Annotated in this window: 21 protein-coding genes; 11 read left to right on the forward strand and 10 right to left on the reverse strand. The window is 72.8% G+C overall.

Features of this window, described 5'->3' with window-relative positions:
- Positions 1 to 140 precede the first annotated feature (140 nt).
- Positions 141 to 2,633: a PAS domain S-box protein gene (locus KF840_03600; GenBank protein MBX3023975.1), complete on the forward strand. Its 2,493-nt coding sequence runs from the start codon at positions 141 to 143 to the stop codon at positions 2,631 to 2,633.
- Between the two features lie 15 nt (positions 2,634 to 2,648).
- Here KF840_03600 and KF840_03605 read toward each other — a convergent pair whose 3' ends face one another.
- Positions 2,649 to 3,413, reverse strand: a complete 765-nt coding sequence (locus KF840_03605; protein ID MBX3023976.1) for a glucose 1-dehydrogenase — start codon at positions 3,411 to 3,413, stop codon at positions 2,649 to 2,651.
- 124 nt (positions 3,414 to 3,537) lie between these two features.
- Here KF840_03605 and KF840_03610 point away from each other — a divergent pair, with 124 nt between their 5' ends.
- Genes KF840_03610 through KF840_03625 form a run of 4 tightly spaced genes read left to right on the forward strand, consistent with a single transcriptional unit; the run spans position 3,538 to position 5,721 of the window.
- Positions 3,538 to 3,717 carry a hypothetical protein gene (locus KF840_03610; GenBank protein ID MBX3023977.1) on the forward strand — a complete coding sequence of 60 codons (180 nt, stop codon included), beginning with the start codon at positions 3,538 to 3,540 and terminating at the stop codon, positions 3,715 to 3,717.
- A gap of 13 nt (positions 3,718 to 3,730) precedes the next feature.
- The gene (locus KF840_03615) at positions 3,731 to 5,017 is read left to right on the forward strand and encodes a hypothetical protein (GenBank protein MBX3023978.1); all 1,287 of its coding nucleotides are present in this window, start codon (positions 3,731 to 3,733) and stop codon (positions 5,015 to 5,017) included.
- 22 nt (positions 5,018 to 5,039) lie between these two features.
- Positions 5,040 to 5,336, forward strand: coding sequence for a CopG family transcriptional regulator (locus KF840_03620; protein MBX3023979.1), 297 nt, complete (start codon positions 5,040 to 5,042; stop codon positions 5,334 to 5,336).
- A gap of 4 nt (positions 5,337 to 5,340) precedes the next feature.
- On the forward strand, positions 5,341 to 5,721 hold the full coding sequence (locus KF840_03625; protein ID MBX3023980.1) for a type II toxin-antitoxin system VapC family toxin: 381 nt from the start codon (positions 5,341 to 5,343) through the stop codon (positions 5,719 to 5,721).
- Positions 5,722 to 5,798: 77 nt separating this feature from the next.
- Here KF840_03625 and KF840_03630 read toward each other — a convergent pair whose 3' ends face one another.
- The 4 genes from KF840_03630 to KF840_03645 all read right to left on the reverse strand — a co-directional run bounded on the left by KF840_03630 (position 5,799) and on the right by KF840_03645 (position 14,100).
- Entirely contained in the window at positions 5,799 to 6,665 is an 867-nt protein-coding gene (locus tag KF840_03630) for a transglutaminase family protein (protein ID MBX3023981.1), read from the reverse strand.
- Positions 6,662 to 9,172 carry a circularly permuted type 2 ATP-grasp protein gene (locus tag KF840_03635; GenBank protein MBX3023982.1) on the reverse strand — a complete coding sequence of 837 codons (2,511 nt, stop codon included), beginning with the start codon at positions 9,170 to 9,172 and terminating at the stop codon, positions 6,662 to 6,664. Before KF840_03635 ends, KF840_03630 begins: the two co-directional genes overlap by 4 nt.
- Before the next feature lie 56 nt (positions 9,173 to 9,228).
- Complete coding sequence (locus tag KF840_03640) at positions 9,229 to 12,552, reverse strand: transglutaminase family protein (protein MBX3023983.1); 3,324 nt, start codon at positions 12,550 to 12,552, stop codon at positions 9,229 to 9,231.
- Positions 12,553 to 13,050: 498 nt separating this feature from the next.
- Complete coding sequence (locus KF840_03645; GenBank protein ID MBX3023984.1) at positions 13,051 to 14,100, reverse strand: hypothetical protein; 1,050 nt, start codon at positions 14,098 to 14,100, stop codon at positions 13,051 to 13,053.
- Positions 14,101 to 14,107: 7 nt separating this feature from the next.
- Here KF840_03645 and KF840_03650 point away from each other — a divergent pair, with 7 nt between their 5' ends.
- Positions 14,108 to 14,389, forward strand: coding sequence for a hypothetical protein (locus KF840_03650; GenBank protein ID MBX3023985.1), 282 nt, complete (start codon positions 14,108 to 14,110; stop codon positions 14,387 to 14,389).
- Between the two features lie 64 nt (positions 14,390 to 14,453).
- Positions 14,454 to 16,013: a sorbosone dehydrogenase family protein gene (locus KF840_03655; GenBank protein MBX3023986.1), complete on the forward strand. Its 1,560-nt coding sequence runs from the start codon at positions 14,454 to 14,456 to the stop codon at positions 16,011 to 16,013.
- A gap of 44 nt (positions 16,014 to 16,057) precedes the next feature.
- Here the strand turns inward: KF840_03655 and KF840_03660 are convergent, their stop codons facing one another.
- The 3 genes from KF840_03660 to KF840_03670 all read right to left on the reverse strand — a co-directional run bounded on the left by KF840_03660 (position 16,058) and on the right by KF840_03670 (position 20,085).
- On the reverse strand, positions 16,058 to 17,008 hold the full coding sequence (locus KF840_03660; protein ID MBX3023987.1) for a fatty acid desaturase: 951 nt from the start codon (positions 17,006 to 17,008) through the stop codon (positions 16,058 to 16,060).
- Positions 17,005 to 17,982: a class I SAM-dependent methyltransferase gene (locus KF840_03665; protein MBX3023988.1), complete on the reverse strand. Its 978-nt coding sequence runs from the start codon at positions 17,980 to 17,982 to the stop codon at positions 17,005 to 17,007. Before KF840_03665 ends, KF840_03660 begins: the two co-directional genes overlap by 4 nt.
- Before the next feature lie 63 nt (positions 17,983 to 18,045).
- Positions 18,046 to 20,085 carry a TonB-dependent receptor gene (locus KF840_03670; GenBank protein MBX3023989.1) on the reverse strand — a complete coding sequence of 680 codons (2,040 nt, stop codon included), beginning with the start codon at positions 20,083 to 20,085 and terminating at the stop codon, positions 18,046 to 18,048.
- A 126-nt stretch (positions 20,086 to 20,211) separates the two neighbouring features.
- Here KF840_03670 and KF840_03675 point away from each other — a divergent pair, with 126 nt between their 5' ends.
- Both KF840_03675 and KF840_03680 read left to right on the forward strand, forming a co-directional pair.
- Positions 20,212 to 21,411, forward strand: a complete 1,200-nt coding sequence (locus KF840_03675) for an MFS transporter (protein ID MBX3023990.1) — start codon at positions 20,212 to 20,214, stop codon at positions 21,409 to 21,411.
- A 147-nt stretch (positions 21,412 to 21,558) separates the two neighbouring features.
- Entirely contained in the window at positions 21,559 to 23,007 is a 1,449-nt protein-coding gene (locus KF840_03680) for a circularly permuted type 2 ATP-grasp protein (GenBank protein ID MBX3023991.1), read from the forward strand.
- A gap of 18 nt (positions 23,008 to 23,025) precedes the next feature.
- On the opposite strand, the gene KF840_03685 is transcribed toward KF840_03680, so the two are convergent.
- The gene (locus KF840_03685) at positions 23,026 to 23,637 is read right to left on the reverse strand and encodes a DTW domain-containing protein (GenBank protein ID MBX3023992.1); all 612 of its coding nucleotides are present in this window, start codon (positions 23,635 to 23,637) and stop codon (positions 23,026 to 23,028) included.
- Positions 23,638 to 23,650: 13 nt separating this feature from the next.
- A complete protein-coding gene (locus tag KF840_03690) occupies positions 23,651 to 24,025 on the reverse strand; it encodes an RNA-binding protein (protein MBX3023993.1) in 375 nt (124 codons plus the stop codon).
- A 510-nt stretch (positions 24,026 to 24,535) separates the two neighbouring features.
- Here KF840_03690 and KF840_03695 point away from each other — a divergent pair.
- A complete protein-coding gene (locus KF840_03695; GenBank protein ID MBX3023994.1) occupies positions 24,536 to 25,495 on the forward strand; it encodes an alpha-E domain-containing protein in 960 nt (319 codons plus the stop codon).
- Positions 25,492 to 26,346 carry a transglutaminase family protein gene (locus KF840_03700; protein ID MBX3023995.1) on the forward strand — a complete coding sequence of 285 codons (855 nt, stop codon included), beginning with the start codon at positions 25,492 to 25,494 and terminating at the stop codon, positions 26,344 to 26,346. The genes KF840_03695 and KF840_03700 overlap by 4 nt, the downstream gene beginning before the upstream one ends.
- Positions 26,347 to 26,383 lie beyond the last annotated feature (37 nt).

The raw sequence follows: 26,383 nt of genomic DNA on the forward strand, positions 1-26,383 counted from the left end.
CGCTCGTCGACGCGCAGCGGTGGCGGCCACAAATTCGCACTGACGCGCCGCCGCCCGTGGTGTAGACAGATCCAGCCACGGGCCGCCGGCGGGGCGCGCCGGCCCAGCCGGCGCTGCGCGGCCGCGGAGCGAACCCACACGTGCCGAACGATCCGACCGAGGCGGAGGCGACCGCCGGCCGCGGGCTGCGCGACGAGGAGGCGCGGTTCCGCGCCCTCCTCGAGCATTCATCCGACGTCGTCACCGTGCTCGGCGCCGACGGCACGGTGCTCTACAACTCGCCGTCGGTGCGGCGCGTGCTCGGCTGGGCGCCGGACGAGCTGCGCGGGCGCCGGGTCTTCGACCTCATCCATCGCGACGATCTCGATCTCGTGCTGCAGCGCTTCGGCGAGGCCCTGGCCGCGCCCGGCGCGCCGGTGCCGGTCACCTTTCGCTTCCACCACCGCGACGGTCACTGGGTGTTGCTCGAAGCGATCGGCAGCAGCCGCCTCGACGATCCCGCCGTGCGCGGCGTGGTGGTCAACAGCCGCGACGTCACCGAGCGCGCCCGGGTCGAGGCGACGCTGCGCCAGAGCGAGCAGCTCTCGCGGCTGCTGTTCGAGCAGGTGCCGGTGGGGATCATCTTCACCGACCCCAGCGGCCAGGTCACCAGCGCCAACCCGGCGGCGCTGGCGATGCTCGGCTCGCCGAGCGCCGACGCGACCGCCCAGTTCAACGTGCTGCGGATGGAGCGCCTGGCGCGCGCGGGCATCAGCGACGCCTACCGCCGCGTCCTCGACACCCACGCCACGGAGCGCGTGGAGATCGCGTACGAATCGCATTGGGGGCGGCGCGCCGAGATGCGCGCCCTCATCGCGCCGCTCTTCGAACAGCCGGCGCGGCTGCTCGGCACGGTGGCGATCGTCGAGGACGTCACCGAGCGGGCCCGCGCCGACCGCGAGCGGGCGGCGTTGCTCGAGATCGCGCACGAGATCGGCGGCTCCCTCGACCGCGGCGCGATCCTCGATCGCGTCCACCGCCGCGCCGCCGAGCTGCTGCCCTGCGACCGGGTGGCGACGCTGATCGCCGACGCGGCCCACGGCAGCCTGCGCGCGCTGGCGGAGCACGGCGCGCCGGCAGGCCGCGCCCTCGTCGAGCGCCTCACGCTGGCGCCGGACCACCCCCTGACGCAGGCGATCAGCCGCGGCCGCATCGCGATGTGGAGTGATCCCGAGCAGCAGCCCTGGATCGCCGCCGCGCAGCTCCGCGCGCTCGGCATCGGCGCCGCCATCGTCGCGCCCCTGATCGGCCGCGGGATCGTCACCGGCGCTCTCATCGCCATCCGCCAACCGGGCGCTCCCGGCTTCGTCGACGCCGACGTGCAGCTCCTCAACGGCATCGCGCGGCAGACGGCCTTGGTGCTGGGGGCCGCCGACCTGCATCGGGCCGAGCAGGAGGAGGCGGCCGTGTCGACCGCGCTGGCGCGCGTCGGACAGGCCCTGATCTCCTCCCTCAGCGGCCCCGAGATGCTCGCCCGACTGTGCGAGGTGACCGCGCAGGCCCTCGGCTGCGACCGCAGCCACACGCTGCTGTTCGAGGACGACGACGCGATGCTGCGCATCGCCGCCGGCTACGGCGACACCGCCGACGAGCAGGCGTTCGCCGCCAGCATGCGTCTGCCCGCGTCGCTGGCGGCGGGCGCGCTGGCGCGCCTGCGCGAGGACGACGTCACCCAGGTCGATCGCGAGCGCGATCCCGTGGTGTTCGCGGTCAACGAACAGTACGGGGTCAGCGCCGCCATCTATCTGGCCCTGCGCCGCGGCCCGGCGCTGATCGGGCTGCAGAGCGCCGAGTATCGGGGCGGCGCCACCCGTTTCAGTCCGCGCCAGGAGCGGATCGCCCGCGGCATCGCGCAACTGGCATCGCTGGCCCTCGAGGTGGCGCGGCTGGTCGACGAGCTCGAGCGCGCCAACCGGCTGAAGTCGGAATTCGTCGCCACCATGTCGCACGAGCTGCGGACGCCGCTGAACATCATCCTCGGCTACCAGGACCTGCTGCTCGACGAGACGTTCGGCGAGCTGACGCCCGAGCAGCGCGACGCGCTCGAGCGCTCGGAGCGCAACGCCCGGGCGCTGCTCGAGCTGATCAGCGCCACCCTCGACCTCAGCCGCCTGGAGTCCGGTCGGCTGCCCGTCGACCGGCGCGAGTTCGATCCCACCGCCGTGCTGCGCGAGCTGGAGCTGGAGAGCCGCGACCTGGCGCTCTTCCCGGGCGTGATCGTGGACTGGCCGCCGCCGCCGCCGCTGCCGCCGCTCTACAGCGATCCGGCGAAGTTGAAGGTCGTGCTCAAGAACCTGCTCGGCAACGCGGCGAAGTACACCCACGCCGGACGCATCACCGTGCGCGCCGCGCCGCGCGGCGATGGGGTCGAATTCGCGGTCGCCGACACCGGCATCGGGATCGCCGCCGACCTGGTGCCGACCATCTTCGAGGCCTTTCGCCAGGTCGGCGACGGCGTGCCGCTGCAGGGCGGCGTCGGCCTCGGGCTTTACATCGTCCGCCGCCTGCTCGGCGAGCTGGGCGGCACCGTCCAGGTCGAGAGCGAACCCGGCCGCGGCTCCGTCTTCCGGGTGGTCCTGCCCGGGCGGGCGTGAACGCCGGCGGCGTCCTCACCCGGCCATGGTCAGGCCGCCGCTGACGCTCAGGACCTGGCCGGTGACGTAGGCCGCGTCGGGCGAGGCGAAGAAGGCCACGGCGGCGGCGATCTCCTCCGGCGCGGCGAGCCGGCGCATGGGGATGGCGCGGGTCATGGCGGCGATGATCCGCTCGCCCTGCGCGCCGCTGGTGATCTCGTCGAGCAGCGCCGTGCGCGTCGGACCGGGACAGACGGCATTGACGGTGATCCGGTGCCGCGCCAGCTCGCGGGCCAGGGTCTTGGAGAACGAAACGACGCCGCCCTTGCACGCGGCGTAGACCGCTTCGCCGCTGCTGCCGACGCGCGCCGCGTCGGAGCTGATGTTGACGATCGCCCCGCCGCCGCCGGCGATCATGTCGTCGAGGACGGCGCGCGTGCAGTGGATCGGCCCCTTGAGATTGATCGCGATCAGGCGATCCCAGAGCGCCGGCTCGTTGTCGACGAAGGGCTCGACGCGGTCCCAGCCAGCGTTGTTGACCAGGACGCCGACGGCGCCCAACCGGGTCCGCACGGCGGCGGCGGCGGCCCGCACGGCGGCGAAGTCGGTGACGTCGACGGTCACCGCCTCGGCCGATCCGCCGGCGCCGCGGATCGCCTCGACCGTCGCCGCGGCGCCGGCCGCGTTGACGTCGGCCACCGCGACGCGCGCCCCCTCACCGGCCAGGCGCTGCGCGATGGCGCGCCCGATACCGCTGCCGGCGCCGGTGACCAGCGCGATCCGTCCCTCCAGGCGCGACATCGCGCCCACCATACGCCTGCAGCGGCGCCGACGTCCACGCCGGCGCTCGCCAGCGGGCTATGGCGCCGCGGCGACGAAACGCGCTATGCGAGGCTCCGTCGGCGATCGGGGCAGCGAGGAGCGCGTGGACGAAGTCGAGCTGGCGGAGGCGGCCATCTTCAGCTTGAAGCAAGCGGCGCAGCGACTGCGGACGCTCGCCGAGCAGACGCAATCCGCGGATCTGCGCGATCGCCTGCGCGCGCTCGCGGACTCGATCGACGAGCAGACGCGGCATCTGCTCGCGCAGCGCCGCGCCTCCGCCTGAGGCGGGTTGTCGCGTGGCGGATCGCAGCGCGGCGCGCCGCGCCGCACGGATCGCGGGGCGCTGGCTGCCGCTGCTGGCGTTGTTCGCGATCTTCCTCTGGCTCACCCATCCGCCGGCGGAAGCGGGGCGCCTGCCGATCAAGGTGTTTCCCGACTCGGCGAGCTACACGACGTGGGGCCACGGCCGCCCGCCGGTGCCGTTCCTCTTCTACTCCCTGTTCGGCAGCGGCGCCGCGGCGGCGGTCGCGCAGACGATCCTGTCGCTGATCTGCTGGTTGGGGCTCGGCTGGACGGCGCTCGGCCTGCCCGGCGCGCTCGCCGCCGGCGTCCTCGCCGGCGCCCTGCCGGTGGTGCTGTGGAACGAGACCGTGCTCTCGGAATCCCTGGCCCTCAGCCTCGGCGCCGCCTTTCTCGCCACCAGCCTGGCGCTCGGCCGCCGCTGGACGACGACACGGCTGTCGCTGTGGGTCGCCTGCCTGCTGCTCTACACCGGCGTCCGGGTCGAGAATTTCTTTCTCGTGCCGCCCGTCCTCGCCGCGCTGTCGCTCTGGCACTGGCGTCACTGGAAGGCGCTCGGCGCCGCCGGCGCGATCGCGGTGGCGCTCTTCGTCACCTTCAGCGTCGTCATCGACAAGCAGAACCGCAACTGGCAGATCCGCATGACCAACATCGTGCTGACGCGCATCCTGCCGGACGCCGCGTTGCGCGACGAGCTCATCGCCCGCGGCCTGCCGGACGAGCCGGCGCTGCTCGCCGCCAGGGGCCGCATGCTGGCGGCCTACGACCCGGACTTCGTCGCCGCGACGCCGCGCTTCCAGCGCTGGCTCGACGAAGAGTCGCGCGGCACCTACCTGGCCTGGCTGCGCACGCTCGCGCCGCACCGCATGTTGATCGGTGGAATGGACGCCGCCATGACGCACTGGCCGTACGCCTTCAACTACTACTTCGCCGGTCTGCGCCTCCCGGCCAGCGCCTGGGACTTCTACCCCTGGTCGCACGCCATGCGCCTGCCGTTCGCGCAGTGGCGATGGCTGACGCTGATCCCCGTCGCCTGCGTCGTCCTGACCTGCCAGCTCACCTTCGCCGACCTGTTCGCCGTCGCCTACCTGCTCGGCGTCTACCTGATGGCCTTCGCCGTCTTCCACGGCGACACCGGCGAGCTCGACCGCCACCTCGTGCTCACCGCCGCGCTCTACCGCTTCGCGCCGATCGTCGCCCTGACGCCGATCTGGGAACGCACCCGCCGGCTGTGGAGCGAGCCGCGCGGCGCGAGCGCGGCTCACCCGCGCGCTCTTCGTTGACGACCACGATCATGATGTGGTAGTGGAGGACATCATGAAACCGCTACAGGTCTACCTCGACGAAGCCGAGTTGGCTCGGCTCGACGCCTGGGCGAACGAACGCGGCTGGACCAAGTCGCAGGCGATCCGGGCTGCCGTGCGGGCGCTGACGCGGCCGCCTGACGCCGATCCCCTGCTCACCATCAGCGGCATGATCCAGGACGGGCTGCCGGTCGACAGCGCGGCCCAGTTCGACCGCCATCTGCAGGCCACCTTCGTTGCGGAATCGCCGACGAAATACGCTGCGCGTCGTCGGTCGCGCCCCCGTTCTCGTCGATAGCGGGGTGTGGATCGCGCTCGCCTCGGCGCGCGACCAGCATTACCGCGCCGCCGACGCCGCGCTGCGCGAAGCGATCGCGGCCCACACGCCGCTGCTGACCACCAGCCTCATCCTGGCGGAGGTGCACCGTTTCCTGCTCTTCCACGCCGGCATCCACGCGGCGGCGGTGATGTTGGAGCGGATTGCCGCGAGTCCCAGCGTCGCGATCGTCTACCCGGGCGCCGAGCACGATGCCGCCGCCCGCCAGTGGCTGGCGCGGCTCGATGATCAGCGGATCACCCTGACCGATGCGGTGAGCTTCGCGGTCATGCAATCGCACCGCTGCGCCGCGGCCCTCAGCTTCGATCGCGACTTCGCGATCGCCGGCTTCGCGATCCGCCCCTGAGCGATGCGGCGGGATCGGGAGGTCGCGGGCGGCGCCGCGGCGTGGTCGAGCGGGTCGCGTCCGGGCGCGGCGCGGCGTCAGAGCCGCAGCATGTCGACCGACACCTCGAGGGTGTGCGGGCCGCCGCCGAAGATGACGCCCTTGAGCGGGGTGACGTCGGTGTAGTCGCGGCCCCAGGCGGTGGTGACGTGGCGGTCGGTCGGCAGGAGATCGTTCGTCGGGTCGAAGTCGACCCAGCCGGCGTCGGGCACGTGGACGGCGAACCAGGCGTGCGAGACGTCGGCGCCCTGCAGGCGGTCCCGACCGGGCGGCGCCACGGTTTCGAGGTAGCCGCTGACGTAGCGCGCCGGCAGGCCGAAGGCGCGGACGCAGGCGATCGCCAGGTGCGCGAAGTCCTGGCAGACGCCGTGGCGCTGCGCCAGCACGTCGCCGAGCGGCGTCGCGACGGTGGTGCTCTCGGGATCGAAGGTGAAGTCGCGATGGATGCGCTGGTTGAGGTCGGCCACCGCCTCGAGCAGCGGCCGCCCCGGGGAGAACGACGGCGCCGCATAGGCGCGCACCTCGGCGGTGACGGCGGCGCCGGGCGAGTCGAGGCGGAACTGCCGCGCCAGGCGGGTCTCCGGCTGCGCGCTCTCGAGCAGCCGCTGCAGCGCCGTCTCCCACGCCGGCGATGCGGGCGCCGCGGCCGCCGCGCCGATCTCGACCTCGCTCGTCGCCGTCACCGTCAACGCCTGATGCGGCTCCTGCACGGCGAAGTAGAGGACGCGGTTGCCGAAGGCATCCTCGTGCTCGGCGCGCTGCTGCGGCGGCGGATCGATGGCCAGCGCGGCGGCGGCGCAGGTCTGGATGGCGGTGGCGCGCGGGTGCATGCGCGCCTCGCTGTGGGCCAGCACCACCGGCTGGCTGTAGACGTAGCGGGTGCGGTGGACGATGCGGTACCTCATGCGACCCGCACCAACTGTTGCGGCCGGTCGCCGCGGCTGAAGTAGGCGGCGGCGAGCGCATCGGCGGCGACGCCCAGCGCGGCGCCGATCCGCTGCAGCGTGTCGTCGAGGCCGTGATCCAGGGCGCGGCCGGTGGTCGGGCCCGGGTGGCGCAACTCGCCGCGCGCGGCGCGCACCGCCTCGCGCGCCGCGCCGGGCGTGCCGGCGCCGGCGGTGAGGCCGTCGAGCAGCGCGTCGAGCTGCAGGAGCTGGTAGGCGAGCGAGCGCGGATTGCTCTCGTCGTCGATCAGCAGATCGAGCACGGCGCCGGCATCGGCGGTGGCGCGGTAGCGGCGGCGGTACGTGATCGAGGCATCGGCGACGGCGAGCAGGGCCTCCCACGGCACGGCGGCGATGTCGGTGCCGGGCGGGCACAGGCCGCGCAGCAGGTTGACGACCCCGAGGCCGCGTTCGAGGCGGCGGCCGATCTCGAGGAAGCGCCAGCGCTGGCCGCGGCTCATGCTGTCGGCGCTGAGGCCGCCGAAGGCGGCGAGGAGGAGCAGCAACTGTTCGATGCGCTCCGGGGCCGCCTCCAGGCTGGCGCCGTCGGCGAGCGCGCGCTGCATGGCGGTGAGGACGCGCCAGGTGTCGGTGGAGAGGCGGTCGCGCACCGCACGCGCGGCGCGGGCCAGCGCCTCGAGGTTGAAGCGGGCGCCGCCGACGCGGGCGCGATCGAACAGCAGCCCGCGCAGCTCGCCATCGGGGACCGCCGCGCGCTCCGCGGCGCCGGCGCCGGCGAACCCGGGGAAGGTGCCGGTGACCCAGGTGACGGCGCGCAGCAGGGCGGCGCGGTGCGCATCGCGCGGCGCCGCATCGCCGTCGAGGACGCGGTTCAGCGCCTCGCGCAGCACCCGCGCCGTCGCCTCGGCGCGCTCGGCATAGCGGCCGATCCAGAAGAGATTGTCGGCGACGCGCCCCGGCACGTCCTGGCCGCCGCGCTCGACCAGCAGTGGATGGGTCGCCGGCACCAGCACGCCGACCTCCGGCTCGGGCTCGGAGGCGAGCACCCAGACGTCCTTGCTGACGCCGCCCTGCTGGTTGGAGACCATCAGGGTCGACGGCGAGGGCGCCACCCGGCAGAGGCCGCCGGGCATCACCGCGTAGCCGTCGCGGTCGGCCACCAGGAAGCCGCGCAGCACGCTGGCCCGCGCCTCGAGCGCGCCGCCGGCCCACACCGGCACGGTCGAGAGCGCGACCCGTTCCTGGCCGACGAAGGCATCGGGCCGCCACTCGATCTGGGCGCGCAGGGCGTCGAGATCGGCGGCGCTGAGCTCGTCGCCGAACGCCGTCACCCGGCTGGCGTGCGGATCGATCGGCTTCACCACCAGCTCGGGCAGATGCTCGAGCACGTAGGCGCGCGACTGGGGGTCGCCGCACCACCAGGTCGGCACCGACGGCAGGGCCAGCTCCTCGCCGAGCAGCGCGCGCGCCAGCGCCGGCAGGAACGGCATCAACCCCGGATTCTCGACGGCGCTGCTGCCGAGCGGGTTGAGCACCGCGACGTGGCCGGCGCGCACCGCCTGCAGCAGGCCGGGCGCGCCGAGCAGCGAATCGGGCCGCAGCTCGAGCGGGTCGCAGAAGGCGCCGTCGACGCGCCGCAGCACGACGTCCACCGCCTGCAGCCCGTCGAGGGTGCGCAGCCACAGCCGTTGATCGCGCACCGTCAGATCGTCGCCCTGCGCCAACGTGCAGCCGAGCTCGCCGGCGAGCAGCGCCTGCTCGAAGAAGGTCTCGCTGCCCGGCCCCGGCGTCAGCAGCACGATCTGCGGATCGTCGCCGCCGGCCGGCGCCAGCGCCGCCAGGGTGGCGCGGACGCGGCGCAGGAATGGCGGCAGCCGGTGCGCGTGCGCGTTGCGGAAGACGCTGGGCAGGATGCGCGACAGGACGACGCGATTCTCCAGCGCGTAGCCGACGCCGCTCGGCGCCTGGCTGCGGTCGCCGAGCACGCAGCGGCCGCCGCCGGGCAGGCGCGCCAGGTCGGCGGCATAGAGCGCCAGGTGCCGACCGCCGGCCGGCGCGACGCCGACGCACGGGCGCGCGAACCCGGCGTGCGCGAACACGACTTCGGGCGGCAGCAGCCCGCGCCGCACCAGCGCCTGCGGGCCGTAGAGATCGGCGAGCACCAGCTCGAGCAGCTCGGCGCGCTGCACCAGGCCATGCTCGATCGCCTGCCACTCGGCGCTGGTGAGCAGCAGGGGCACCGGATCGAGCGGCCACAAGCGCTCGATCGCCTGCGGATCCTCGTACACGTTGTAGGTGGCGCCGTGCTCGCGCAGCAGCCGCCGCGCCTCGCGATGGCGCTGCGCCAGCTCGTCGCCGCCGAGCGCGTCGAGCGCGTGCAGCACCGGCGCCCAGTGCGGGCGCGGCCGCCCGTCGTCGGCGACGCACTCGTCGTAGCCGCCGCCGCCGCGATAGCCGGCGAGCAGGGACGAGGGCGCGCGCTGCGGATCGATCATCGGCGGGCGCATGGGTATCTCACGCGGGCGGCGAAGTCATCCGCGGGTGGACCGGCGGGCGCGCCGCCTCACGCGCAGCGGGCGGCGCGGCGCAGGTCGAGCGTGCAGGGATACTCGAGGCTCGGCTCCTCGGGGGGCGCGGCGAGCGGACCCGGCGTGTGGCCGTAGGGCCAGAACCGCGCGCTGCGGCGCGCCTCGGCTTCGTTGGCGTTGACGGGAAAGGTCTCGTAGTTGCGCCCGCCGGGATGCGCCACATGGTAGGTGCAGCCGCCGATGGCGTAGCCGCTCCAGGCATCGACGACGTCGAAGACCAGCGGCGCGTGCACCGGGATCGTCGGGTGCAGCGCCGACGGCGGCCGCCAGGCGCGGTAGCGCACGCCGGCCACCGCCTCGGCGCGCCGGCCGGTCGGGCGCAGCGGCACGCGGCGGCCGTTGCAGGCGACGAGGTGTCGGCCCTCGGTGAGGCCGGTGACCCGCACCTGCAGGCGTTCGACCGACGAATCGACGTAGCGCGTCGTGCCCTGCGAGCCGACCTCCTCGCCGAGCACGTGCCAGGGCTCGATCGCCATCCGCAGCTCGAGCTCGACGTCGCCGAGCTGCACCGCGCCGTAGCGCGGAAAGCGGAACTCGAGGAAGGGCGCGAACCACTCGAGGGCGAGCGGGAAGCCGGCCCGCTCGAGATCGCAGACCACCTCGCGCAGGTCGTTCCAGAGGAAGTGCGGCAGCATGAAGCGGTCGTGCAGCGCCGTCCCCCAACGCACCAGCTCGCCGCGATACGGCGCCGCCCAGCAGCGGGCGATCAACGCCCGCAGCAGCAGTTGCTGGACGCAGCTCATGCGGGCGTGCGGCGGCATCTCGAAGGCGCGCATCTCGACCAGGCCGAGGCGGCCGGTCGCGCCGGTGGGCGCGTACAGCTTGTCGATGCAGAACTCGGCGCGGTGGGTGTTGCCGGTGACGTCGATCAGCAGATTGCGGAACAGGCGGTCGACCAGCCACGGCGGCGCCGCCGCGCCGGCCGGCGTCTGCTGGAAGGCGAGCTCGAGCTCGTACAGGCTGTCGGTCCGCGCCTCGTCGACGCGCGGCGCCTGGCTGGTCGGACCGAGAAAGAGCCCGGAGAAGAAGTACGACAGGCTCGGATGGTGCTGCCAGTACGTCAGCAGGCTGCGCACCAGGTCCGGGCGGCGCAGCGCCGGGCTGTCGGCGGCGGTGGCGCCGCCGATGGTGATGTGGTTGCCGCCGCCGGTCCCGGTGTGGCGGCCGTCGAGCATGAACTTCTCGGTGCCGAGGCGGCAGTGATGCGCTTCCTCGTAGAGCAGCTCGGTGAGCGCGGCGAGCTCGTCCCAGCTCCGCGAAGGATGGACGTTGACCTCGAGCACGCCGGGATCGGGCGTGATCTGCAGCTTGCGCAGGCGCGGATCGGCCGGCGCCTCGTAGCCCTCGAGCACGATCGGCAGCCCGAGGTCCCGCGCCGTGGCCTCGATCGCCGCCAGCAGGGCGACGAAAGCCTCGAGGCAGACGAGCGGCGGCAGGAAGACGTACAGATGGCCGTCGCGCGGCTCGACGCAGAGCGCGGTGCGTGTCAGGCCGCCGGTGACGGTGGCCGGGGCGCCGTCTGCGGACTCGGTCGGATCGGGCGCGCCCTCGGGGGTCGCGCCGGAGCCGGGCGCCGCGGCGGCGCCCTCCGGCGGGAACTGCATGACCGGCAGCGGCGGGTGGGGAGCGAAGGGGTCGAGCGGGTACTCGCGCTCGCGCGCCGCCTCGGGCGCCCACGGCAGGGAGTCGAGCGGCAGCCGGTAGCCCATCGGCGAGGAGCCGGGGAGGAGGTACATGCGGGCGCGGCGGAACTCCCACCGGCTGCTGACCCAGGTGCCGCCGGAGCGGCTGGGCTCCCAGCGCAGCGGCAGCGCGTAGCCGGTGACCGTGCCGAGGCCGCGGCGCAGCAGCGTCGCCAGGCGCTGGCGCTCCTCGGGATCGTGAAGGTTGCGCTGCAGGGGATCGACGTTGATCGGCAGGCCGCCCTCCTTCCACAGGTAGTAGAAGACGTCCTCGTAGCCGGGCACGGCGAGCTCGGGGGCCAGATCGAGCCGGCTCGCCAGACGCTCGATGAAGCGCGCCGCCTCCAGCGGACCGCAGCCGCCCGGCGCGCGCTCGTCGGCGAACAGCGCCTGGTCGCGCCAGAGCGGCTCGCGATCGCCGCGCCAGTAGCAGGTGAGCGCCCACCGTGGCAGCGGCTCGCCGGGGTACCACTTGCCCTGGCCGAAGTGCAGCGCGGCGCCGGGCGCCAGCCGCCGCTGCAGGCGGCGCAACAGGTCGCCGGCGCGCAGTCGCTTGCCGGGACCGAGCGCCGCGGTGGTCCACTCGGCGCCGTCCATGTCGTCGCTGGCGACGAAGGTCGGCTCGCCGCCCATGGTGAGGCGCACGTCGCCGGCGGCGAGCGCGGCATCGACCGCGTGGCCCGCGTCGGTGATCGCCGCCCACTGCTCGTCGCTGTAGGGCAACGTGACGCGCGGCGTCTCCCGCACCCGGCGCACCACGTTGGCGTAGGTGAGCTCGACCTCGCACGGATCGGCGTACCCGGTGACCGGCGCGGCGCTCGCCGGCTCCGGCGTGCAGGCGAGCGGAATGTGTCCCTCGCCGGCGAACAGGCCGGAGGTCGGATCGAGGCCGAGCCAGCCGGCGCCTGGCACGTACACCTCCGCCCAGGCGTGCAGATCGGTGAAGTCGGCCGTCGGCCCGGCGGGACCGTCGAGCGCCTTCACATCGGCGGTGAGTTGCACCAGGTAGCCGGAGACGAAGCGCGCCGCCAGGCCGAGGTGGCGGAGGACCTGCACCAGCAGCCAGGCGCTGTCGCGGCACGAGCCGCAGGCGAGCGCCAGTGTCTCCTCGCAGGTCTGCACGCCTGCCTCGAGGCGCACGGTGTAGGCAATCGCGCGTTGCAGACGCTGGTTGAGATGGACGAGGAAATCGACGGTCGGACGCGGCGCGCGGTCGATCCCGTCGAGCCAGCGCTGCAGCAGCGGACCGCGCTCCCGGATCTCGAGGTAGGGCGCCAACTGGGCCGCCAGGTGCTCGTCGTAGCGGAAGGGATACTGCTCGGCCGACTGGTCGACGAAGAAGTCGAAGGGATTGATCACCGTCTGGTCGGCGATCAGATCCACCTCGATCGCCAGCTCACGGGTCGGTTCCGGGAAGACCAGCCGCGCCGCCCAGTTGCCGAAGGGGTCCTGCTGCCAGTTGATGAAATGTCCCGCCGGCTCGATCCTCAGGCTGTACGCCTCGATCGGGGTCCGACAGTGCGGCGCCGGCCGCAGGCGGACGACGTGCGACGACAGCGCCACCGGCCGATCGAACCGGTAGCGGGTGCGGTGGTTGAGATTGACGTGAATGCTCATGACGACGCGCGGGCGCAGAGGCCCCGCGCCGGGAGAGCGAACGGCGTGCCGACCGCGGGCGGCGGACCGGCGCCATGGCGCGGCGACGCCGGACCGGATCCGCGGTGCCCACTTCGTGCTCACCTGCCTACGCAGCGGGCGGCGGCGGGCGGTCGCTGCCCTATCGCGCGGCAGCGAGGCGAGACCGCGCCACCGAACGGCGATGCGCAGGCTCCCAGCGCCCGCCGGCAGGCCGCGACGGTGGCGGCGCCGCGGCGATTCCCCTTGGCGTCGAGCTCGGCGAGCCTCGGCGGCGGGCCTGGGCGGGCCCCGTTCCGACGGACGTGGCTCGCCGCCCCGGGCTCCCGCGACGCGTCCGCCACCCGGCTACCGCAGCCGGTGGCGATCTGCGACCGCTCGCGGCTGTCGCGCGCCCCAGCCCCACCACCCTTCCGCCTCGCCGACCATGCCGCACTGCACGGATTGTCGCTGCCGTCAATAATGTTTCTGGCGACACGATCATACACACAAAATGTATTGCTCCGTCACATCCATCGCGTATTCAGCCATGCACGATGCAGGGGTTGGCATGAATGAAGGCAGATGGATCGTCGATAATATGAGTGAACATGACAGCGGATCACGCGACTTTCTCGGCAACCACATATCTTGCGCCGCACGCCGGGGCATCTTGTTGTGGCTGGCGCTACTGACCACCGTGTTCCCCGGGCGGGCCGCTGGGGAGGGAACGTCGACCCCGACGCGCACGGCGACGCGGACAGCGACGCGGACCGCAACGCCAACCAGTACCGCGACCCGGACGCCGACGCAGACCGCGACGCGCACCGGCACCGCCACCGCGACGCCGCCGAACACCCCGACGGCCACGCCAACCTCGACCCACTCCGCGACTCCAACGTCGACCCACTCGGCGACTCCGACCGATACCGCCTCGCCGACCCCGACCGCGACCAGCTCGGCCACACCGACCGACACCGCCTCGCTGACCCCAACCGCGACCAGCTCGGCCACGCCGACCGAGGTCGACACCCCGACGGGGACGGCAACCGCGACCGCCACCGCGGTGGACACTCCCACCAGCAGCCCGAGCCACACGGCGAGCGCGACCGCCACGACGACGGCAACGATCACGGAGACCGTGACTGCCACCGTCACGGCCACCCCGACCGACACGCCCGCGGCCACGGCCAGCGTCACCCCGATCGACACCCAGACGGCGACCCGCACCGAAACCGTCACGGCCACGCCAACGGCATCGGCGACGCCGACCGGCTCCGCCACGGCCACCAGCACGCCGACGGCGAGCCGCACCCTCACCGCGACCGCCACCGCTTCCGCGACGGCGAGCCGCACGCTGACGGCATCCGCGACGCAGACGGCCACCTTCACCCCGACCGCCACCGCCTCGTCGACCCGGACCGTCACCGACACGCCCACGGTCACCGTCACGCCGACGCCGACGTTGGCACCGCCGGACATCGGCACCGGCGTCGCGCCGGGTAGCGACGACGTCTCGGGCACGGGCACGCCGAACTGCCACATCGACATCTGCAGTATGGGCGGCACCGTTCCGGGTCCCCAGGCGTGCCACGCGCCCGACAGCCTGCTCGGCTCCGGCACGACCAGTGGGGCGGGCCGATTCGAGATCGCGATCGCCCCGCCCCTGGCGCCCGGGGCCTGCGTGTACGCCGTCGACACCTGCACGATGCTGACGAGCGCGGTGGAATGCGCGACCTCGGCGGCACCGGCGCCGGCGCTCGGACCGCGGGCGCTGTTGCTCGCGCTGGCCGCGCTGATGGCGGTCGCCGTGGTCGGACTGCGGCGGCGGCCACTCTAGGCGATGGGCCGCGACGACCGCACGCCGCCTCCGCGCCGCCTGGCCGCGGGTCGAGTCGCGGTCGATGGCCGACCGGTGTTCATCGGCGGCGATCTGTGTTCATCTGTGGCGGGTGCGGGTCCGTCCCTGGTTGCTGATCCCATTCGCGCTCGCCGTCGCCGTCGGTCTGCCGCTCGCCTGCGGGTACCTGAAACTGCCGGGCGGCTGGACGGTGAACTTCCCCGGCTTCGGCCGCGAGCCGATCCCGGATGATGAGCTGCGAGCGCGCCTGCGGGTCCCCGAGGGGTTCAGCGTCAACACCTACGCGGCCGGCATCGAGAATGCCCGCCTGCTGCTGTTCACGCCGGCCGGCGACCTGCTGGTGAGCGCGCCGCGCACCGGCACGGTCTGGCTGCTGCAGCGCGACGCCGACGGCGACGGGGTCGCCGATGGGCGGCGGGTGCTGCTCGACGGTCTGTACCAGCCGCACGGGCTCGCCCTGCACGACGGCTGGCTCTACATCGCCGAGACGACGGGGGTGCTGCGCCTGCGCTATGACGCGGCGGCGGGCGCGGTCGGCGGTCCGCCGGAGCGGATCATCAGCGGCCTGCCGGATGGCGGCAACCACTGGACGCGCACCGTCCACGTCGGACCGGACGGCAAGCTCTACGTGTCGATCGGCTCGAGCTGCAACGTCTGCATCGAGGACGACCCGCGGCGCGCCACGATCATGCGCTTCGACCTCGACGGCGGCCAGGGCGAGATCCACGCCACCGGGCTGCGCAACGCAGTCGACTTCGACTGGCAGCCCGGCACCGGCGCTCTCTACGCCACCGACAACGGCCGCGATCTGCTGGGCGACGACTTCCCGCCCTGCGAGCTCAATCGGATCGTCGCCGGCGGCTTCTACGGCTGGCCGATCGCCAACGGCGACCGCGTGCCCGACCCCGATCACGGCGCCGGCAACGAGGCCCGCATCGCCGCCTCGATCCCGCCGGCGCACCAGTTCGGGCCGCACGTCGCGCCGCTCGGCATGACCTTCTACCGCCGGCCGCCGGGCCCCGCGCCGGCGGCCTTCCCAGCCGAGTACGACGACGTCGCCTTCGTCGCCGAGCACGGTTCGTGGAACCGCTCGCGCAAGATCGGCTACCAGGTGGTCGCCCTGCGTTTCGCCGCCGACGGCGGCATCGCCGAGACGCCCTTCCTCAGCGGCTTCCTCGCGGACGACGCGGTGTCCGGACGGCCGGTCGATCCCGCCGTCGGCCCCGACGGGGCGCTCTACGTCTCCGACGACTACACCGGCGTCGTCTATCGCATCGCCTACGGCGAGCCGGCGCGCGCCAGCGGCGTCGCCGCGCCCGCCGCTTCGCCGGGCGATCCGTTCGCCGGCCTCGACGCCGCGGCGCTTGCCGCCATGCAGGCGCGCGGGGCGGCGCTCTGGGACGCGCATCCCTGCGCCGACTGTCACGTCGCCACGCAGGCCACGCCCGGCGCCTACAAAGCGCTCGAGCACCTCACCGCCCGCTACTCGGTGGACGCGCTCGCCGCCTTCCTCCGTACCCCGCAACCGCCGATGCCGGTGTTCCCGCTCGACGAGCCGCAGCGCCGCGACCTGGCGGTGTACCTGCTGCGCGCCCATCCCTGAGGCGCGCGGCGCCCGCTCGCCACCGCGGGGCGGCGGCGAACGAATCAGGATCCGCGGCCGCCGCGGATGATCCGCGCCAGCACCTGGGTGTGGGTGCCGACCGGCCGCAGCGACGGGTCGTGCGGCATCGCCTCTCGCGTCACCGACGGCAGCAGGTACGCCGGGATCGCCGGGAACGCATGGTGCGTGGCGTGGTCGACGAAACCGTAGGCGCCCCAGATACAGCGCTCGATCAGCCCGGGGGAGAAGTTCCGCAGCGCCGCGTCGCCGACCACCACCTCCCCGGCACCGCGCGGTTGGTGCTCGGCGATGCCGCGCAGGGTGTGCACGAGCGGCGTCAGGCTGGCCAGGCCGTAGCCATAGACGAGGAGATAGGCCGCCGCGGCGGCCATCATCGTCGCCGCCGGCGCGCCGGCGTGCCCCCAGTACGCGCAGAGCACGATCGTGCCCAGGAAGCCCGCCTGGACGGCGGCGATCCAGAGGGCGGAACGCGGACGCAGGCCGCCGTCGATCGCCGACGTCGTCTGCAGCTTCATCTTCGCCGCCCCCTCCCGCAGCAGGAGCGAGCGCGCCACCAGGCCGAGGACGGCGGTGCCCCGAATGTCCACGCGATAGGTGTATTTCGGGTCCTGCGCCGTGCCGAGCGCCCGATGGTGCGCCCAATGGCGGCTGCGGAAGGCGGCGAAGTCGGTCAGGAACAGGGGCGACACCGCATAGGCGAGGGCTTCGTTCCAGACGGGATTGCGGAAGGCGAGCTTGTGGATGCACTCGTGCAGGAGGAGCAGCAGCCCGTGCGCCAGCACGCCGAACCACACCCAGCACGCGAGCAGGTGCCAGCCGATGCCTGTCCACGCGGCGAGGTAGATCGGGGCGACGACGGCGGCGACGTGGCCGCCGTAGATCGCCAGCGACAGCGCGTCGGAGCGGCGCGCCTTGGCCGCCAGCGCCGCGCGGGCGACGGCGCGCGCCGGCGCGTCGTCGAGCATGGCCGTCATGCCGCCGGCCCTGCCGGTCGGGTGGCCTGGAAATCGACCACGCCCGAACGGCCGCACGACGCCTGGACCACCTCGAGCGGCAGGCTGGCGAGCAGCAGCGGCCCGAAGAGCCGGGCGCGGCCGAAACGCAGGCGCAGGTTCCAGCCGCGGCCGACCAGCGCGTTCTGCAGCGAAAGCGGAATCTGGATGTGCGGCGTGGACCGGATGCGAATGTCGACGAAGCCGACGCGCTGCAGGAGCCGCGTCAGCCCGGCGCGCGAGAAGACGTGCAGATGGCGCGGAAAGTGATAGCCGGCCCAGTACGGTCCGAAGGCGCGCGCCTCCCAACTGGAATTGGTCGGCAATTGGCCAACCAGGTGACCGCCGGGCCGCAGCAGTTGGAAAGCGCGCCGGGTCACTTCGCCGGGATCGATCACGTGCTCGAGCACGTGGTTCATGGAGACGATGTCGTAGCGGCCGAGGTGGCGCGTCAGGTCGGCGCGCTCGAGCGTCCCGCTTTCGACATCGAAGCCGCGCGCCCGCCCCTGCTCCGCCATGCGTGGGTTGATCTCGATGCCGGCGCAGGTGAACGGGTGGTAGCGCAGGAGCTCGGTGAAATGCCGGCAGTCGCCGGCGCCGACGTCGTAGAGGGCGCCCGGCCGTCCCCCGACCAGAGCCGCGTAGGCGCGGGCCCGCAAGCGGGCGCGGATGCCGACGAGCAGCGTCGCCACGGCACCGTGGTCGTCGTTGTAGGCGTGATAGCCGGGCGGATAGAAGCTCAGCAGCTCGGCCTCGGTCGGCGTCGGCGTCAGCCGCTCGCTGCCGCACTCCGGGCAGCGCGCGAAGGCGAAGGGGCGCGCCGGTTCCACGCCGTATTCGTAGTCGGCGACGGGGAGCGCATCCGCGGTGGTCGCGGAGGCCCCGCAGGCCGCGCAGGAGGTGCCCTCGGCCGGCAGCGCGTCCCGGCGCGCCGCGTTGCTCTCGCCGCCCGTCACCGCTTCAGCTAGGCCGCCGCGCCGAGGGCTGTCAAGAAAGCCCGGCGGGCGGGCGAGGCGCGGTCACAACCGGGCGACCACCGCGATCCCGGCATAGCTGTTGAAGGTCGGCGCCGGCTCGAAATAGCGGCCGCCGAGGGCGTTGAGGCGGACGGTGCCGGCGTAGCTCTGGTTGGCGAGGTTGTTGAAACCGACGTAGGGCGCGACCTCCCAGTGCTCGTTGAAGCGCACCTGGTAGCCGAAGCGCAGGTTGAGCAGCTCGTAGGCCGACGTGCTGGCGGTGTTGGCGTCGTTCACGAAGTAGCCGTCGACCAGATAGGCCTGGGCGGCGGCGAAGAAGCCGAGCGGGTGGTCGTAGCGCAGCTCCTGGAAGATCCACCACTGCGGGATGCCGGGCTCGTCGTTGCCGGCGAAGTTCTGCGTGCCGACCTGGTAATCGGTGTACTCGCTCTTGATCAGCGTCACCGCGCCGCTCCAGCGCAGCGGCGCCAGCAGGCGCGCCTGCCAGTCGAGCTCGAGGCCGTAGCGGCGCGAGCGGCCGGCGCTGCGGTAGGCGGCGCGGCCGTTCGGCGCCTCGAACTGCACCAGCTCGTCCGCGACCTCGATGTAGTACGTCGAGGCTTCGGTGATCAGGCTGCCGGGCCAGTGGGCGCGGCCGCCGATCTCGTAGGTGACCGAGGTCTGCGGCTGCACGTCCGGATTGAGCCCGACGCCGCTGACGTTGACCAGCTCGGTGGTGGTCGGCGTCTGGAAGGCGGTGCCGATGGTGGCGAAGAGCGACAGGTCGCGCAGCACCGCCGGGCGGCCGTCGAGCCACGTCCAGCGCAGCCCGCCGGTCGGACTGAGCTGATCGAAGGTACGCGAGCCGGAGTCGGGGCTGCCGGGCGGGGTGTCGACGTTGACGTCGAAGAAGACGGCGTCGTAGCGCAGGCCGACGCTGAGCTCGAGATCGGGGCGCAGCATCACCGCCTCGCGCGCGTACGGACCGACGCTGCCGACCTGCTCGCGCTGGCGGATCGCCAGCGGCCCGGCGTCGCCGCCCTGGTTCGGATAGCGGCTGCGGTCGTCGTCCTGGTACTGCAGATCGATGCCGGTGGTGAACGTCTGATCGAAGCCGAACAGCGGCCCGAACAGCGTCCAGCGCGCGCCGCCGCCGGGGGCGAGGCGGTTGAAGGTGACGATGCCCTGGCCGTTCATCGGCAGGATCGGTAGCGCGCTGTAGAAATCGCGGGTGATCACGTAGCCGTAGGCGTTGAGCTCGCTCGCCGCGGCGCGGTGGTTGACGCTGAAGCCGACGCGCGCCTGCCGCACGTTCTCGCCGGCGTCGAGCCGGACGTTGAGATCGCGCGCCTGGCGCGGATCCGCCGCCATCTGCTCGGCGGTGAGCCCGCCGGGATCGTTGGCCACCGGCGTGTCGACGCCGTTGGCGAGGAGCGTCAGATCGGTGTCGTCGGTGAAATCGTAGCGCAGCTTCGCCAACCACGTCCCCGACTCGGTGTTGCTGTGCTGGCGATAGCCGCCGAGCTGGAGGAACGAGCCGAAGGCGTAGGTCGAGGCCCTGCCGGCGCGGGCGCCGCCGGCGAGCTGGTACTTGCCGAAGCCGTACGAACCGCCGCTGATGTCGAGGGTCGCGGTCGGCACCGGCGGCGCGTCCTCGCTGAAGAGCTGGATGACGCCGCCGGAGGCGTTGCCGTAGAGCGCGCCGGCGGGGCCGCGCAGGACCTCGATGCGCGCGATGCTGCCGAGGTCGAGGTCGTCGATCTGCGTCTGCCCGTCGGGCATCGTCTCGGGGAAGCCGTCGAGCAGCACCCGCACCTCGCGAATGCCGAACGCGGCGCGGGTGCCGAAGCCGCGGATCTGGATGCGCACGTCCTGGGCGAAGTTGTCGCTGTTCTGCACCAGCACGCCGGGGACGCGGTCGAGCGACTCCTGCAGCGCGTTGCCGCGCTGCCCGCCCTGGACGTCGAGCCCCTCGAGCACGCTGACCGACGCCGGCACGTCGCCGAGCGGCTGCGCCAGCCGCGTCGCCGTCACCACCACCGGCTCGAGCTGCAGTGGATCCTCCTGCGCCGCGACGGCCGTGGAGAGCAGACAGAGAAGCACCGCCCACAGCAGCGGCGAAACGGCGGGCGCACGGTTGAGGTGGGCGACGCATCCCTTTAACCAGGAAGGATGCCGCCGTGGCCCTCGCCTTCTCCGTCGCTGCCGTGCTCCGCGTGAGCTCCCGGCATGGCTGAGCACGCGCGGGCGCTGCGCCTGCTGTTCGTGTCGCTGGTCTGCATCGGCATCGGCCAGTCGATGCTGTTCAGCATTCTGCCGCCGGCGGCGCGGCAGATCGGCATCACCCCGTTCCAGGTGTCGACGATCTTCGCCACCTCGGCGACGCTGTGGGTGTTCATCAGCCCGTGGTGGGGGCGGTGCAGCGACCGGCGCGGCCGGCGGCCGATCATGATGATCGGGCTGTGCGGCTACGCCTTCTCGATGTTCGCGCTGGCGGTGGTGATCGAGGTCGGCCTGCACGGCTGGTTGCCGGGGGTGCTGATCTACCCGCTGCTGATCCTGGCGCGCTGCCAGTTCGCGATCTTCGGCTCCGGCACCGGCCCGGCGGCGCAGGCCTACGTCGCCGATCGCACCAGCCGTCACGACCGCACCGCCGGCGTCGCGCTGGTGAGCGCCGCGATGGGGGTCGGCGAGACGCTCGGGCCGGGCGTCGGCGCGCTGTTGGCGACGGTCGATCTGCTGGCGCCCCTCTACCTCTCGGCGGCGCTCGCCGTGCTCAGCGCCCTGGCGCTGCATCGCTGGCTGCCGGAGGAGCGACCGGTGGTCCACGCCGGCATGGCGGTGTCGCGCCGCCTCAGCCCGCTCGATGCCCGGGTCGCGCCCTTCGTCCTGGTCTCGGCGGCGCTGCAGGCGACGCGGGCGACGACGGTCATCACCTTCGCCTTCTTCCTCCAGGATACGCTCGGCCTGACGCCCGAACGCACGGTGCAGTTGTCCGGCATCGGCTTCGTCGCCCTCGCCATCGCCAGCCTGGTGGCGCAATTGGTCATCGTCCAGCGCTTCAAGCCGACGGCGCGCCGCATGCTGCGCATCGGCCTGCCGCTGTCGGTCGCGGCATACGCCCTGCTCGCCGTCGGTCACGGCCTGCCCGCCTATCTGACGGCGCTGCTGCTGCTCGGCATCGGGCTCGGACTGATCCGTCCCGGCAGCGCGGCCGGCGCCTCGCTGTCGGTGGACGCCAACGAGCAGGGCGCGGTCGCGGGGCTGGTGAACGGGGTGGCGGTGATCGGCAATGTCGTGGGCCCGATGATCGGCACCACCCTATACGCCATCAACCCGGTCGGGCCATACGTGATGAACGCCGCCGTGATGGCCGCCGCCTGGGCGCTGCTCTACGCCAACCGGCGGCTGCGCCTGCTGCGGGCGTGAGCGGAGAGCCGAGGGCGCGCGGTCGCGGCGCCCTCCCGGGCGGCAGGCCTGCCCAGAAGTTCAGCAGGGCCGGTGGGCGCGCCGGCGTCCGACCGTGACACCTGCCGGGCCCGGATGCTGGCACGGGAGTTGGACTTCACGCCCCCCATGCTCGGCCTGCCCACGGAATCGCCCGCCAATGACCGGATGCCCTACCACGAGTTCTACCTCGACGACTTCGCGCCGCGGCCCCACTACCGGCCGCTGTGGGAGCACATCCGCCGCACCGGCCAGAGCGCCCTCGGATCCAAGGTCCACGAGGCCGACCTGGCGCTGCGCTCCGAGGGCGTGACCTTCACCGTGTACAGCGACAAGGAGGAGGGCATCGAGCGCGTCTGGCCGTTCGATCTGATCCCGCGCATCATCCCGGCCAACGAGTGGGCGACCATCGAAGCCGGGCTCAAGCAGCGGGTACGGGCGCTCAACCTCTTCGTCCGCGACCTGTACCACGACCAGCAGATCCTGCGGGACGGCGTCGTGCCGGCCGAGATGATCTTCAACGGCAAACACTTCCTGCGCGAGATCATGGACATCGACCCGCCGCAGGACATCTACGTCCACATCAGCGGCATCGATCTCGTCCGCGACGGCCCCGGCCGCTACCTCGTCCTGGAGGACAACCTGCGCACCCCGTCCGGGGTCTCGTACATGATCGAGAATCGGATCGTGGAGCGCCACATCCTGCCCGAGTTCTTCGCCAAGTACCGGGTGCGGCGGGTCGAGCACTATCCGGCGCTGCTGCTCGAGGCCCTGCGCTTCCTCTCGCCGCGCGGCAAGGACTGCGCCGAGATCGCGCTGCTCACCCCCGGGGTCTACAACTCGGCGTACTTCGAGCACACCTTCCTCGCCAAGGAGATGGGCATCGAGCTGGTCGAGGGGCGCGACCTGGTGGTGAAGGAGGACGTCGTCTTCATGAAGACGACGCACGGCCTGCGGCGCCTCGACGTGCTCTATCGCCGGGTCGACGACGCCTTCCTCGACCCGCTCTGCTTCCGCGCCGACTCGGTGCTCGGCGTCGCCGGCATCATCAACGCCTGGCGCGCCGGCAACGTCGCCATCGTCAACGCGCCCGGCAACGGCATCGCCGACGACAAGGCGATCTACCCGTTCGTGCCCGACATCATCCGCTACTATCTCGGCGAACAGCCGGTCCTGCAGAACGTGCCGACCTACCAGATGACCAACGACGACGATCGCGCCTTCGTGCTCGACAACCTCGAGCAGATGGTGGTCAAGGAGGTCAGCGAGTCGGGCGGCTACGGCATGCTGATGGGCCCGTCATCGACCCCGGCGCTGCGCGCCGAGTTCGCCAGCCGCATCAAGGGCAACCCGCGCAACTACATCGCCCAGCCGGTGGTGCCGCTGTCGCGGCACGTCTGCTACCTCGACGGCGAGCTCGAGTCGCGCCATATCGACCTGCGCCCGTTCGTCATCTACGGCGAGGACATCCAGGTCGTTCCCGGCGGTCTGACGCGGGTGGCGCTCACCAAGGGCTCGCTGGTGGTGAACTCCTCGCAGGGCGGCGGCAGCAAGGACACCTGGGTGCTGGCGGAATAGGCGGCGCGCCCCGCGTGCTCACCGCGCAGCGGGCAGGTAGGTCGCCTGGCGGTCGAGCATCGCGGCGAACGCCGCCAGCAGCCCGTCCAACCCCGTCGTCTCGGGCTCGATGATGCGCAGCGCGCCGACGATCGCCTCCACGGTCGCCAGGCAGTGCGCCTGCGGCTCGCGGCGCAGACCGCGATAGGCGCTCGGGCGGCGTGGCGTGAGCGCGACGTGCGGCAGCGCCCGCAGCCAGGAGTGGGCGTCGTAGATCTTCTTGGCGAGAAACCAGGTGCCGTCGATCACCACCAGATGCCGCGGCCGCTCGCGGGGCGCGAGCGTGGCGAGGTCGCGCGCCGCCGGACCGGGATAGAGCAGGGCGGCGTCCCCCGGCAGCCGCTGGCGGATCGCCGACGCATCCTCCCACGGCGCGCACCACTCGACGCGAGCCCGCGCCAGGCCGAGGCGCGCGATGCGGACGGTGCCGAGGGCGTGAAAGCGCTCGCGCGGGTGCTGCAGGATGGTGACTGGGGTGCGGTTGGCCACCGTGCGCACCGCGTCGCAGATGCAGGCCACCCGCGGCTTGAAGCAGCGATAGCAGGAGGCGCGGGCCTCCGTGGCGCCCGCCGATCGGCGATCGGCGGGCACGCCTGCGGATGACTCAGCGCCGGCCGTAGCCGCCGCCCCGGCCGCCACCACCGCCCCGACCACCACCGCCGCCGCCGAAGCCGCCGCGACCGCCACCACCGCCGCCCCGGCCGCCACCGCCGAAGCCACCGCCGCGGTCCTCGCGCTCGCGCGCTTCGTTGACCTTGATGGCGCGGCCCTTGAGCTCGTGCCCGTCGAACTGCTGCACCGCCCGTTGCGCCTCGGATTCGCTGCTCATTTCCACGAAGCCGAAGCCGCGCGACTGACCGCTGAACTTGTCCGTGATCACGGTCGCCGAATCGCAGCTTCCGGCCTGAGAGAACAGCTCCTGTAGATCGGCGTCGGTCACTTGGAATGCGAGATTACCGACGTACAGCCTTCGTCCCATTGCGAACTCCTAGTTGGTGGGCCGCGGCAGCGACCGGTTTGTCGAGGCGTCCTGGGTCTGCCGAAACCCGGGGCGGCGGATCGTCTGCCGTCAGAACGACGACATGGACCGCGCAGCCACTGCGTCAGAATGCGCGGGACTGCAGTCCCCGCGACGCCTATGTGTACAGGCGGTTTGTCCGCGACCAAAGCTGAGCAACGAGGCGTCTGTAGCAGCTCCGATGTCCACCTGCCAAGAGCGAAAAGCTCAATGTTTTCAACAGAAGATATCTGGCAGCACTTTCGCGCAGGGCACCCGTGGCGCCGCCGCCCCGGCCATTCGGGCGGCGCTGTAAGCTCTGGTTGTCAATCTGCCTAGCGCTCGGTCGTGCCTGCTCAAATCGAAGGCACTCGGGCGCTGGGGGTCTGCTGCCCAACTCGCCAGCCCGACCGCCATGCGGTGGCATGGAGATTGCCGTTTTGCTGATCGGCCCGACGGCGTGTTGCGTCGGACAGCCGGGGGTCGTTCCAAATGCTCAGCCGGATCGCGGATTCTCTCTACTGGATGTCGCGCTACCTCGAGCGCGCCGGCAACACGGCGCGTCTGGTGGAGATCAACCTGGTCCATCTGCTGGAGGCGGAGGACGCGCTGCCGGAGGCGGCGCAGTGGCGGCCGTTGCTGTCCATCGGCGGCAGCGAGGAGGCCTACCAGGCGCGGTTCGACGGCGCCGAGGTCACCGCCGCGCGCACCATCCAGTTCATGACCCGCGAGCGCAGCAATCCCAACGGCATCCGCACCAGCCTGCGCCTGGCGCGCGAGAATGCGCGCGTCGTGCGCGACCGCATCTCGAACGAGATGTGGGAGGCGATCAACGAGATGTGGCTGCGCATCGACCGGCTGATGGAGCGCGGCGGCGCCGAGCGGTCGCCGGGCCTGTTCGCCGAGGTGCGCAACGGGGTCGCCCGCTTCCACGGCATCTCGGTCAGCACGATGATGCGCGGCGAAGCCTTCGGCTTCTACCTCCTCGGCACCTGCGCCGAGCGCGCCGACATGACGGCCCGGATCCTCGACGTGAAGTACCACCTGCTGCTGCCCGACGTGGCGATGGTCGGCTCGCCGCTCGACTACTACCAGTGGGCGGCATTGCTGAAGTCGCTGTCGGCGTTCGAGGCCTTCCGGCGCCGCTACCACGCCGGTCTGCGGCCGGTGGACATCGCCGAGTTCGTCCTCTTCGAGCGCGACTTTCCGCGCTCGCTGCGCTTCTCGGTCGACCGCATGGGCCACGCGTTGCGCGAGATCGGGGTCGGCGACGACGACCGGCAGGCGGCGGCGCTGCGCGACCTCGACGCGCACCTGGCGGAGTCGACCGCCGAGCAGATCTTCACCGTCGGCCTGCACCAGTATCTCGACGCCTTCCTGGCCAAGGTCGGCGCCTTCAACACCGCCGTCTCGCGCGCCTATTTCGAACAGGTTCTCGGGGACGAACGGTGAGATACGAGATCGCCCACACCCTCCGGCTCGCTGCCGCGGCGCCGGTGTGGGAGCACCATTGCGAGCTGCGCCTCGCCCCGAGCCCGACGCCACACCAGCAGGTCGGCGAGGTGGCGCTCGCCGTGGCCCCGGAGGCGGCGGTGCGCCGCTACCGCGACGGCTTCGGCAATACCGTCCACGCCTTCGATCTGATGGCGCCGCACGACGCGGCGCGCGTCACCCTGCGCGCCGCGGTGGAGACGACGCTCGCCAATCCCTTCGACTTCGCCCCGCTGCCGCCGGGCAACGAGCGCGCCTGGATCGCCCAGGCGCTGCACGGCCAGCCGCGGCTCTGGGACTATCTGCTGCACCGCAGCCCGCTGACGCCGGCGCTGGCGACGCTCGAGCTGGCGGTGCCGGACCGCGACCCGGGCAAGCCCCTGCTGGCGGCGCTGCAGGCGGTGATGGAGTGGATGCGCGACGCGCTCAGCCGCGAGGCCGACGCCGCGCCGGCGCCCGTCCTCGCCCAGGCCCTGCGCGGCGAGGCCATCGACGCGCTCGCCCTCGGCCACCTCCTGGTCAGCATCGCGCGCGCCTGGGGCGCCCCGGCGCGCATCGCCCGCGGCTACCGCGATCCCGCCTACGCGGAGGACGACGCGGAGCAGGTGCTGCACGCCTGGGCCGAGATCCTCGTCCCCGGCGCCGGCTGGCGCGGCATCGACCCGTGCACCGGCCTGGTCACCAACGACACCTACATCACCGTCGCCGTCGGCCGCGACGCCGCCGACTGCCCGCCCGTTCGTTCCGCCTGCAAGGGCGACGAGACCGAGCTGGCGCGCGTCTCGGCGGTGGAGGTGCGCGGTGAGCAGTGACCGGCGCCCCCGCCCGACTCCGGGCCGCGACTCGCGC

The sequence above is a fragment of the bacterium genome (assembly GCA_019637795.1).
Classification (GTDB): Bacteria; Desulfobacterota; Binatia; order HRBIN30; family CADEER01; genus JAHBUY01.

Coding starts and splice junctions, on each gene's coding strand:
- KF840_03680 (MBX3023991.1), top strand. CDS start 21,559: ATGCTCGGCCTGCCCACGGAATCGCCCGCCAATGACCGGATGCCCTAC.
- KF840_03635 (MBX3023982.1), bottom strand. CDS start 9,172: ATGCGCCCGCCGATGATCGATCCGCAGCGCGCGCCCTCGTCCCTGCTC.
- KF840_03660 (MBX3023987.1), bottom strand. CDS start 17,008: ATGACGGCCATGCTCGACGACGCGCCGGCGCGCGCCGTCGCCCGCGCG.
- KF840_03655 (MBX3023986.1), top strand. CDS start 14,454: ATGGCCGACCGGTGTTCATCGGCGGCGATCTGTGTTCATCTGTGGCGG.
- KF840_03695 (MBX3023994.1), top strand. CDS start 24,536: ATGCTCAGCCGGATCGCGGATTCTCTCTACTGGATGTCGCGCTACCTC.
- KF840_03650 (MBX3023985.1), top strand. CDS start 14,108: ATGGGCGGCACCGTTCCGGGTCCCCAGGCGTGCCACGCGCCCGACAGC.
- KF840_03675 (MBX3023990.1), top strand. CDS start 20,212: ATGGCTGAGCACGCGCGGGCGCTGCGCCTGCTGTTCGTGTCGCTGGTC.
- KF840_03690 (MBX3023993.1), bottom strand. CDS start 24,025: ATGGGACGAAGGCTGTACGTCGGTAATCTCGCATTCCAAGTGACCGAC.
- KF840_03605 (MBX3023976.1), bottom strand. CDS start 3,413: ATGTCGCGCCTGGAGGGACGGATCGCGCTGGTCACCGGCGCCGGCAGC.
- KF840_03645 (MBX3023984.1), bottom strand. CDS start 14,100: ATGTCGATGTGGCAGTTCGGCGTGCCCGTGCCCGAGACGTCGTCGCTA.
- KF840_03630 (MBX3023981.1), bottom strand. CDS start 6,665: ATGAGGTACCGCATCGTCCACCGCACCCGCTACGTCTACAGCCAGCCG.
- KF840_03640 (MBX3023983.1), bottom strand. CDS start 12,552: ATGAGCATTCACGTCAATCTCAACCACCGCACCCGCTACCGGTTCGAT.